We start from the raw sequence: 9,704 nt of genomic DNA, 5'->3' as shown, positions 1-9,704 counted from the left end.
GCCCGGCACAGGCCGGGCGCCCCCTCTCGTCGTTCCCGGGGCTAGCCCCGGTTGAGCTCGAACCAGACCACCTTGCCGGTGCTCAGCCGGGTGGCTCCCCAGCGCCGGGCCAGCCGGTTGACCAGGTACAGCCCGCGGCCGCCCTCGTCCGTCGCCCTGGCCTGCCGCAGCCGCGGCAGCTGCGGCACGTCGTCGCCGACCTCGCAGCGCAGCACATCGGTCCGCAGCAGCCGGAGCGTCACCGGCCGGGTCGCGTACCGCACGGCGTTGGTGACGACCTCACTCACCAACAGCTCGACGGAGTCGGTGAGATCCTCCATGCCCCAGCGGGACAGCGCCCGCCGCGCCAGCCGCCGGGCCCGTCCCGGTGCCGCGTCCTCCGGCTCCAGGAACCAGTACGCCACATCGCTCGGCGCGATCCCGTCGAAGCGGGCCGCGAGCAGCGCGATGTCGTCGTCCCGGTCGCCAGGACCGAGCATGTCGAGCACCTCGTCGCACAGCGCCTCCAGCGGCGGCGGATGGTCCGGACCGGTCAGCTGGGCGGTCGCGGCGAGCTTCTCCCGCAGCTGCTCTATCCCGGTCCACACGTCCCGCAGCCGGGACTCCACGAGCCCGTCGGTGTACAGCAGCAGGGTGGCCCCGGCGGGCGCGTCCAGTTCCACGGCCTCGAAGTCGACGCCGCCGACACCGATCGGCGCTCCCGGCGGCACCCGGAGCACCTCCGCGCGGCCGCCCAGATGCAGCAGCACCGGCGGGGGGTGCCCCGCGTTCGCGATGGTGATCCGGTGCGAGACCGGGTCGTAGACGGCGTAGAGGCAGGTCGCCATGCGGTCGGTGCCGAGCCGCTGGGCCTGTTCGTCGAGGTGGTGGAGCACCTCCTGCGGAGGCAGGTCGAGCCCGGCGAGCGTCTGCGCGGTCGTCCGCAGCTGGCCCATGATCGCCGCGGAGGTCATGGAGTGCCCCATGACGTCCCCCACGACCAGCGCGACCCGGCTGCCCGGCAGCGGGATCGCGTCGTACCAGTCGCCGCCCACCCGGGCCGTCTCGGCGGCGGGCAGATAGCGCGAGGCCAGCCGCACGCCGGTGGGCCGCGGAAGCGTCTCCGGGAGCATCGTGCGCTGGAGCTCGTCGGCGATGTACGCCTCACGGCCGTAGAGCACCGCCTTGTCGATGCCCAGCGCGCTGTGCGTGGCGAGCTGGGCGGCGACCAGGAGGTCGTCCGGGTCGAAGGGGATGCGGTCCGGGCGGCGCAGGAACAGCGCGGCGCCGATGACCCGGCGCCGGCCGCGCAGCGGGGCGAGGATCGCGCGGCGGCCCGAGGGGACGACGAACTCGCAGCCCTCACCGAGCAGTTCCGGCAGCGCCGCGTGGGCCGCGGGCGTGTCCGTGAAGACCGGGCGCACTCCGCGCAGCACCTCGGCGAGCGCGCTGCCGGGCTGCACCTCGCACAGTTCGGTGCCGAGCGCGTCCAGCTCGGACGGGTTCTCGGGCACCGGGACCGGCAGGATGCCGTCCTCCAGGTCCCGCTCCTGCTGCGGGATCCGGTCGCTGCGCCGCAGCCGCAGCACCAGGGGCCCGGTGGGCCGCTCGTCGCCGACCGGCAGCGGGTCGCGCAGATAGACCAGGATCGCGTCCGAGAAGGTCGGCACGGTCGCCCGGCACAGCCCCATGACGATCTCGTCCAGGTCGATGCCCCGGGCGATCCGGCGGGTGGCCGCGCCCACGAAGCGCAGCCGGTCGCCGTCCCGACGCATCGGAATGGGCCGGCCCGGGGGCAGGCCCTGTCCGGTACGGCGTTCGTCGCCGCTCTGCGGCCGGTCGTCCTCGCCGGCCGGCTGGATCGGGACCGTCTCGGAGACGGGTCGCGGGCGGTGCGTGTCCTGCTCGGCGGTGGCCGGCTGGGAGTGCTCGGGGCCGGTACCGGCCGGGTTCATGCCCTTGTCCTTGTGGTTGCCGGTGGTGCCGGTCTTGCTGTTGCTGCCCTGGAGGACGGGGGCCGCGTCCGGGGCGGGGTCACCGGAGCGGGCCTGAAGGGGTAAAGCGGCCGGGGCCTCGACGCCCGGGGCGGGAGCGGGCATCGGGGAACGCAGCAGCGCCCCGCCGGGGTCCGTCGGGTCGACGCCCGGCTGGGGGCGTTCGAAGGAGGTCGGGTGCTCCGTCACGCGTGTCGAATCCGTCCGTCCGGGGCTGCGCGCCGTACGCGCAGTGGGTCCCGCCGAAATCCCGATACCCGGAATGCGTGTCCCAGGAACGGAATTTCCGCGTGGTCAGGGGCTGTCCCCGCAGTGGCGGCGAACCGTCGGCCCGTACCGGTGTTGCCCTCGTACCCCACGCTCACGTCCTGCCGCCCCTCGGTGACGATCGGTCAAGCCCAGTGCCCGCTCCGGTAGTTGCCGCTGCGCACTCTTGCGGAGGACGATCCTACGTTTGCGGCCCGGGGGCGCATCAAGGGTCTCATGAGGACAAGTGCGCGGGCGTACGGTCCCAGTCATCCGGAAGGAGCGGGACACTCCAGGACGGATCGGGCCGCCAGTCGGGCCAGCCGTCCGAGAACGGCGGGCCCCAGGCGCGGATCACCTCCACCGCGGAACGCCCCGCGGCCCGGACCTGTTCGGCCAGGTCGGGGTCCATCAGGCCGTCCTGCTGGGCCTGCGCGAACTCGTCCTCGTCCCGCCACTGCCACCTGCGGTCGGGATCCACGGTGATGTCCAGGAAGTGGTCCTCGGAGTCCACACCCCCGGCCCAACGGGCCAGCGGCTCCTCGAGGTTCACGTACCAGTTCTTGAACCGCCAGCCCGGCTCCCAGAACAGCCACACCGACCACGGCAGACCGGGCCGGGCCAGCTTCAGCACCCCGGTGCCGAACCAGCGGTCCCGGTGCACGGTCCGCGGCTTGGTGTAACGGGACTCCAGCGGCTCGGCGTGCACGGAGGTGCCGTCGGCCAGCACCGGCTTCACGCACTCGGTGCCCGGTGCCAGCCACACGGCGAGGAGATCGGCGTCGTCGCGTACGACGGTGACGGGGCGGGCGATGTGGAAGTGCGCGCCCGCGTTCTCCCGGTAGCGCCACAGGATCTGACTCCCGGGCTCCCAGAAGTGCGCCGACGTACCCGCTTCCACTGCTCTCACCGCTCCACCCTCTGCCATGAACAGATATTAGGTGCCATAGGCATACGACGCTGCGGTACGCGTCACGGTTCACGCCGGGGCGGGGAAAGGTTACGGCCGTGTCATCCGCAGGACATCCAGGGCCTCGTCGAGCTGCTGTTCCGTCAGGTCACCGCGCTCGACGTACCCGCTCTCCAGCACGACCTGCCGGATCGTCTTCCGTTCCGCCAGCGCCTTCTTGGCGACCTTCGCGGCCTCCTCGTACCCGATGTACTTGTTGAGCGGGGTGACCACGGAGGGCGAGGACTCGGCGTACTCCCGGGCCCGTTCGCGGTGGGCGACGATGCCGTCGACCGTGCGGTCGGCGAGCAGCCGGGAGACGTTGGCGAGCAGCCGGATCGACTCCAGGACGTTCTTCGCGATGACCGGCAGCATGACGTTGAGCTCGAAGTTGCCGGCCGCGCCGGCGGTCGCGACGGTCGCGTCGTTGCCGACGACCTGCGCGGCCACCATCAGGACCGCCTCCGGGATCACCGGGTTGACCTTGCCGGGCATGATCGAGGAGCCGGGCTGGAGGTCGGGCAGCGAGATCTCCGCGAGGCCGGTCCTCGGCCCGGAGGACATCCAGCGCAGATCGTTGGCGATCTTCGTCAGGCCGACCGCGATGGTCCTGAGCTGCCCGCTGGTCTCCACGATCCCGTCCCGGGCGCCCTGCGCCTCGAAGTGGTCCCGCGCCTCGGTGAGGGGCAGCCCGGTGGTGCGGGCGACCTCCTCGATGACGGCGGCGGAGAAACCGGGCGGGGTGTTGATGCCGGTGCCGACGGCGGTACCGCCCAGCGGCAGTTCGGCGAGCCGGGGGAGGGAGGCGGTGAGGCGCTCGACGCCGTACCGGATCTGGGCCGCGTACCCCCCGAACTCCTGGCCGAGCGTCACCGGGGTGGCGTCCATCAGATGGGTCCGCCCCGACTTCACGACATCGGCGAACTCCTCGGACTTGCGGGCGAGGGCGTCGGCGAGGTGCTCCAGCGCCGGGATCAGGTCCTGGGTGACGGCGGCGGTGGCGGCGATGTGGATGGAGGACGGGAAGACGTCGTTGGAGGACTGGGAGGCGTTCACGTGGTCGTTGGGATGAACGCTCCGGCCCTCGCCGAGCCGCTCGGTCGCCAGGGTCGCGATGACCTCGTTGGTGTTCATGTTCGAGGAGGTGCCGGAGCCGGTCTGGAAGACGTCGATGGGGAAGTGCTCGTCCCACTTCCCCTCGGCGACCTCCTCGGCCGCCTCCTGGATGGCCTCCGCGATGTCCTTGTCGAGCACCCCCAGCCGCGCGTTCACCTTCGCGGCCGCCCCCTTGATCCGCGCGAGCGCCTCGATGTGCGCCCGCTCGATCCGCTGCCCGGAGATCGGGAAGTTCTCCACGGCCCGCTGCGTCTGGGCCCGCCACTTGGCGTCCACGGGGACCTGGACCTCGCCCATGGAGTCGTGCTCGATGCGGTATTCGCTCATACCGGGTACAGCGATCGGGGCGGCCGGGATGTTCCGGGCGTGGGCCGCTCGGGTGTCCTTGGGCGGCGGGGGCCAAGCGGGTCCCCGCCGCGCACGAGGTGCTACGCCAGCCCGGGGCCCCGCACCGGAATCGACGTGAACGTCGGCGCGGGCGCCGGGTCCTGGAAGAAGTCGTTGCCCTTGTCGTCGACGACGATGAAGGCGGGGAAGTCCTCGACCTCGATCTTCCAGACCGCCTCCATGCCGAGTTCCTCGTACTCGACGACCTCGACCTTCTTGATGCAGTCCTGGGCCAGGCGCGCGGCCGGGCCGCCGATGGAGCCGAGGTAGAAGCCGCCGTGCGCGTCGCACGCGTCGGTGACCTGCTTGCTGCGGTTGCCCTTGGCGAGCATCACCTTGGAGCCGCCCGCCGCCTGGAACTGCTCGACGTAGGAGTCCATGCGGCCGGCCGTGGTCGGACCGAAGGAACCGGAGGCGTAGCCCTCGGGGGTCTTCGCCGGGCCCGCGTAGTACACCGGGTGGTCCTTCAGGTACTGCGGCATCTCCTCGCCCGCGTCCAGGCGCTCCTTGATCTTGGCGTGCGCGATGTCACGGGCGACCACGAGCGGACCGGTCAGCGAAAGCCGCGTCTTCACCGGGTACTTGGTGAGCTCCGCGAGGATGTCGTCCATCGGCTGGTTGAGGTCGATCCGCACCACGTCGGACTCGTCGAGGTGCTCGTCGGTCGTCTCGGGCAGGAAGCGCGCCGGGTCGGTCTCCAGCTGCTCCAGGAAGACGCCCTCCGCGGTGATCTTCGCGACGGCCTGCCGGTCGGCCGAGCAGGACACCGCGATGGCGACCGGGCAGGAGGCACCGTGCCGGGGCAGCCGTACGACCCGCACGTCGTGGCAGAAGTACTTCCCGCCGAACTGCGCGCCGATCCCGATCTTCTGGGTCAGCTCGAAGACCTTCTCCTCCAGCTCCTTGTCCCGGAAGCCGTGCCCGAGCTCCGAGCCCTCGGCCGGGATCTCGTCCAGGTAGTGCGCGGAGGCGTACTTGGCGGTCTTCAGCGCGTACTCGGCGCTGGTGCCGCCGACGACGATCGCCAGGTGGTACGGCGGACAGGCGGCCGTACCGAGCGAACGGATCTTCTCCTCCAGGAACTTCATCATGGAGGCCTCGTTCAGGACGGCCTTCGTCTCCTGGTAGAGGAACGACTTGTTGGCCGAGCCGCCGCCCTTCGCCATGAACAGGAACTTGTACGCGCCGCCGTCGGTGGCGTACAGCTCGATCTGCGCGGGGAGGTTGGAGCCGGTGTTCTTCTCGTCCCACATGGTCAGCGGGGCCATCTGCGAGTAGCGCAGGTTGAGGTTCAGGTACGCGTCGTAGATGCCCTTCGACAGCGCCGCCTCGTCACCGCCCTCGGTGAGCACGTTCTGCCCGCGCTTGCCCATGACGATGGCCGTGCCGGTGTCCTGGCACATGGGGAGTACGCCCGCCGCCGCGATGTTGGCGTTCTTCAGCAGGTCGAGGGCGACGAACTTGTCGTTGCTCGACGCCTCGGGGTCGTCGATGATGCGGCGCAGCTGGGCGAGGTGGGCGGGCCGCAGATAGTGCTGGATGTCATGGATGGCATCGGCCGCCAGCTTGCGCAGCGCCTCCGGCTCCACCTTGAGGAACGTCCGCCCGTCGGCCTCGAAGGTGGAGACACCCTCGGAGGTCACCAGCCGGTAGGGGGTGGTGTCCTCTCCCATGGGGAGCAGATCGGTGTATGCGAACTCAGGCATCTCAGCCCATTCCTCACTCGAAAGACGGCGGCCCGCCGCCGTTGGCGGGCCTCACCAGCCTAGAACCTGTCCAAGCCCGGAAGGTTGTGAGGTAAGGCTCAGTTGGTTGTCCCGGACTTGTCCACAGGCCTAGTCGCGATCTATCGCGTTTCGGTACGCTGCTGCCGTGGACCTTCAGAAGAAGACCGAACCCCGGGTCGCCGAGCCCGCGGAGCTGCGCGCCTCGGACGCCGACCGTGACCGCATCGCCGACATCCTGCGCGAGGCCCTCGCCGAGGGCCGCCTCACCGCGGACGAGCACGCCGAGCGGGTCGAGGGGGTGCTGAGCGCCAAGACGGTCGGCGAGCTGGAGGTCTTCATCCGGGACCTGCCCGCCGCCCATGAGCGCCGGACCGCCCCGGCCTGGACCCCGGCCGCCAACCGCCCCACCGACGCGATCCCGCACGACCCGGACGACAATGTGGTGGCCGTCTTCAGCGCCGCCGTCCGCAAGGGCCGGTGGCGCGCGGGCCGCCGTATCCACGCCTACGCGATCTTCGGCAGCGTCGAGATAGACCTGAGCGAGGCGATCTTCGAGTATCGCCAGGTGGTCATCAAGGCGTTCTCGGTCTTCGGCAACGTCGAGGTCCGCGTCCCGGAGAACGTCTCGCTGCGCGGCACCGGCGGTGGTGTCCTCGGCAACTTCGAGGTGGACACCCTGGACTCGGCCGAGCCCGACGCCCCGGTGGTCTATGTCGACGGCTGGGCGATCCTCGGCAACATCGAGGGGCGGCCCAAGCGCGGCAAGCTCGTCGCGGACATCCTCGACCGGGTGCAGAGTGCGGTCGACCGCAAGGTCGACAAGAGTTTGCGCAAGCACCTGGATCGTTGACGGTTGTGAATCCGGGCGGGTCCGAAGCCCTCGGATCCGCCTCCGGGCGGCGCTCGGAAGCGCACGCGACGGCCCGGAATCCAGCGGTTCGGGACTCAGTGCATAGGCGCGCGCACAGCGGGTAGGGCTTGCTGCATCGTCTCTCGCTCGCGAAGCCGTCGTCAGGAGTAGACCGTGCTGCAACCGCCGCATTCGTCCCTGCAGGTAGCTGCCGTTCCGGCCCAGCGGGTGCCAGTGCGGGACAGGGACCAAGACGCTCCATGGCACACCGAGGCGGTGTGCCGGCGCGACGAGGCCGGCCTGTTCTTCGCCCCGTCCAAGGAACCCACCGCCGCCCGGCTGTCCCGCGAGGAGGCCGCCAAGCGCGTCTGCGCCCGCTGCCCTGTCATGGTCGAGTGCCGCGAACACGCCCTCCTCCAACCCGAGCCCTACGGCGTCTGGGGCGGCCTGACCGCAGCAGAACGCCGAGTGGTCCTGGCCCGCCGCAGGCGCCGAGACCTGGAACTCACCAAGGCGGCGAGGGCGGCCCGCATAGCCCAGGCGGGCTGAGAGGGCGCTGGAACGGGAAAGCGCCCCCTCCGCACCGGGGGCGCCTTCTCAACGGGGGCGAGTGGACCTACTCAGGGGCGCGGGGAACTGCGCGAGAAGCCCCACGCAGCCGCACCCGCCCACGCTCCAGCTCCCCCGAGCTGTCCCGCGCTACTTGGCCCGGTCGAAATCGATCGCACTGTAGGCCCGCAGCTTGCTGAGCCGATGCTCCGAGTCGATCCGCCGCACCGTCCCCGACTTGGACCGCATCACGATCGAGTCGGTAGTCGCGGTCTCCGACCGGTACCGCACCCCACGCAGCAGCTCCCCGTCCGTGATACCCGTCGCCACGAAGAACACGTTCTCCCCGGACACCAGGTCGTCGGTGGTCAGCACCCGGTCCAGATCGTGCCCGGCGTCGATCGCCCGGGCCCGCTCCTCGTCGTCCTTGGGCCACAGCTTGCCCTGGATCGTCCCGCCGAGGCACTTCACGGCGCAGGCGGAGATGATCCCCTCCGGCGTACCGCCGATGCCCAGCAGCATGTCGACGCCGGTGCCCTCGCGCAGCGCGTAGATCGATCCCGCCACGTCACCGTCGGAGATCAGCTTGATCCGCGCCCCCGCCTCCCGGATCTCCTTGATGATCCCTTCGTGCCGGGGCCGGTCGAGGATGACCACGGTCACGTCCTCCGGCGTGGACCGCTTCGCCTTGGCGACCCGCCGGATGTTCACGGAGACCGGCGCGTCGATGTCGACGAAGTCCGCGGCCTCGGGGCCCGTGACCAGCTTGTCCATGTAGAACACGGCGGACGGGTCGAACATGGACCCGCGGTCCGCGGCGGCCAGCACCGCGATCGCGTTCGGCATGCCCTTGGCCGTCAGCGTGGTGCCGTCGATCGGGTCGACGGCGATGTCGCACTCGGGGCCGGTCCCGTCGCCCACGCGCTCCCCGTTGAAGAGCATCGGGGCCTCGTCCTTCTCGCCCTCGCCGATGACGACCACGCCGTTCATCGACACGGTGGAGACGAGGGACCGCATGGCGCGCACCGCGGCGCCGTCGGCGCCGTTCTTCTCGCCCCGCCCGACCCAGCGGCCGGCGGCCATCGCGGCGGCTTCGGTCACCCGGACGAGTTCCAGGGCGAGGTTGCGGTCGGGGGCTTCACTGGGGACTTCGAGTTCGGACGGCAGATGATGATGCTCGGTCATCGAGGCGCACCTTTCTGATACGACGACGGCCGGATGAGGGTGTTCGATCGACTCTATCTCCGGGCAGACAAAATGAGCAGGGGGCCCCACGGATGAGCGGGCCAGGGCACCTGCGACGATGGGGGCGTGGCAGGTTCGAACGGCAAGCAGAAAACGGTCCGGGACATGATTCTCTCCCTGGGCCTGATCGGGATCGCGGCGGCGGTCATCTACGTGTTCATCCCGCACGACGACTCCGCTCCGGACGTGAAGAAGGTCGACTACCGCGTCGAGCTGCTCACGGCCCGCCGTGCGGCCTCCTATCCGGTGGCCGCTCCCGAGGGACTGCCGGCGGGCTGGAAGGCGACGTCGGTGCGCTTCCAGGCCGACGAGTCCGACGCCTGGCACCTGGGCTTCCAGGCCCCCGGTGGTGAGTACGTGCAGATCGAGCAGTCCGCTCAGAAGCCGTCGGAGTTCATCGACGAGGCGAGCCAGGGCGGCGAGGCGACGAAGCAGACCGAGGAGATCGCGGGCCGCACCTGGACCCGGTACACGGGCGGCCGCTACGACGCCCTCGTGCACCAGGGCGACGGGGCGACGACGGTGGTCGCGGGCACGGGGTCGCTGGCCCAGCTGACCGAGATGGCGAAGTCGCTGAAGATGGCGTAGGGCGCGACGCCGAAAGACGGCGTGACCGCGCGGCGCCGACGATGGCGTGAGACACGACGAAGGGCCCCCGCGGC

8 protein-coding genes are annotated in these 9,704 nt (G+C 70.8%); 3 read left to right on the top strand and 5 right to left on the bottom strand.

Annotation, left to right across the window (positions count from 1 at the left end):
• Positions 1 to 41 precede the first annotated feature (41 nt).
• The 4 genes from ACFULQ_RS47100 to ACFULQ_RS47085 form a co-directional block, all read right to left on the bottom strand.
• Positions 42 to 2,162 carry a SpoIIE family protein phosphatase gene (locus ACFULQ_RS47100; protein WP_383557432.1) on the bottom strand — a complete coding sequence of 707 codons (2,121 nt, stop codon included), beginning with the start codon at positions 2,160 to 2,162 and terminating at the stop codon, positions 42 to 44.
• 292 nt (positions 2,163 to 2,454) lie between these two features.
• On the bottom strand, positions 2,455 to 3,147 hold the full coding sequence (locus ACFULQ_RS47095) for a DUF402 domain-containing protein (protein ID WP_383557429.1): 693 nt from the start codon (positions 3,145 to 3,147) through the stop codon (positions 2,455 to 2,457).
• A gap of 72 nt (positions 3,148 to 3,219) precedes the next feature.
• Positions 3,220 to 4,611, bottom strand: a complete 1,392-nt coding sequence (locus ACFULQ_RS47090) for a class II fumarate hydratase (RefSeq protein ID WP_383557427.1) — start codon at positions 4,609 to 4,611, stop codon at positions 3,220 to 3,222.
• 101 nt (positions 4,612 to 4,712) lie between these two features.
• On the bottom strand, positions 4,713 to 6,377 hold the full coding sequence (locus ACFULQ_RS47085; protein WP_383557424.1) for a fumarate hydratase: 1,665 nt from the start codon (positions 6,375 to 6,377) through the stop codon (positions 4,713 to 4,715).
• A 166-nt stretch (positions 6,378 to 6,543) separates the two neighbouring features.
• Between ACFULQ_RS47085 and ACFULQ_RS47080 the strand changes: the two genes are divergently transcribed.
• A complete protein-coding gene (locus tag ACFULQ_RS47080) occupies positions 6,544 to 7,248 on the top strand; it encodes a DUF1707 domain-containing protein (RefSeq protein ID WP_383557421.1) in 705 nt (234 codons plus the stop codon).
• 174 nt (positions 7,249 to 7,422) lie between these two features.
• On the top strand, positions 7,423 to 7,797 hold the full coding sequence (locus ACFULQ_RS47075; RefSeq protein ID WP_078902679.1) for a WhiB family transcriptional regulator: 375 nt from the start codon (positions 7,423 to 7,425) through the stop codon (positions 7,795 to 7,797).
• Positions 7,798 to 7,947: 150 nt separating this feature from the next.
• Here ACFULQ_RS47075 and glpX read toward each other — a convergent pair whose 3' ends face one another.
• Positions 7,948 to 8,982: a class II fructose-bisphosphatase gene (gene glpX, locus ACFULQ_RS47070; RefSeq protein ID WP_120051096.1), complete on the bottom strand. Its 1,035-nt coding sequence runs from the start codon at positions 8,980 to 8,982 to the stop codon at positions 7,948 to 7,950.
• Between the two features lie 126 nt (positions 8,983 to 9,108).
• Between glpX and ACFULQ_RS47065 the strand changes: the two genes are divergently transcribed.
• A complete protein-coding gene (locus ACFULQ_RS47065) occupies positions 9,109 to 9,630 on the top strand; it encodes a DUF4245 domain-containing protein (protein ID WP_383557417.1) in 522 nt (173 codons plus the stop codon).
• The last annotated feature ends 74 nt before the right edge of the window (positions 9,631 to 9,704 follow it).

The organism is Streptomyces sp. NPDC057253 (assembly GCF_042669125.1).
Lineage (GTDB): Bacteria > Actinomycetota > Actinomycetes > Streptomycetales > Streptomycetaceae > Streptomyces.
Note: the sequence above shows the minus strand (reverse complement) of the source record. Positions and strands in the feature narration are given on the sequence as shown.

What these genes read in the sequence shown, in the direction of transcription:
- ACFULQ_RS47095 (WP_383557429.1), bottom strand. Translation starts at nt 3,147, where the DNA reads ATGGCAGAGGGTGGAGCGGTGAGAGCAGTGGAAGCGGGTACGTCGGCG.
- glpX (WP_120051096.1), bottom strand. Translation starts at nt 8,982, where the DNA reads ATGACCGAGCATCATCATCTGCCGTCCGAACTCGAAGTCCCCAGTGAA.
- ACFULQ_RS47090 (WP_383557427.1), bottom strand. Translation starts at nt 4,611, where the DNA reads ATGAGCGAATACCGCATCGAGCACGACTCCATGGGCGAGGTCCAGGTC.
- ACFULQ_RS47085 (WP_383557424.1), bottom strand. Translation starts at nt 6,377, where the DNA reads ATGCCTGAGTTCGCATACACCGATCTGCTCCCCATGGGAGAGGACACC.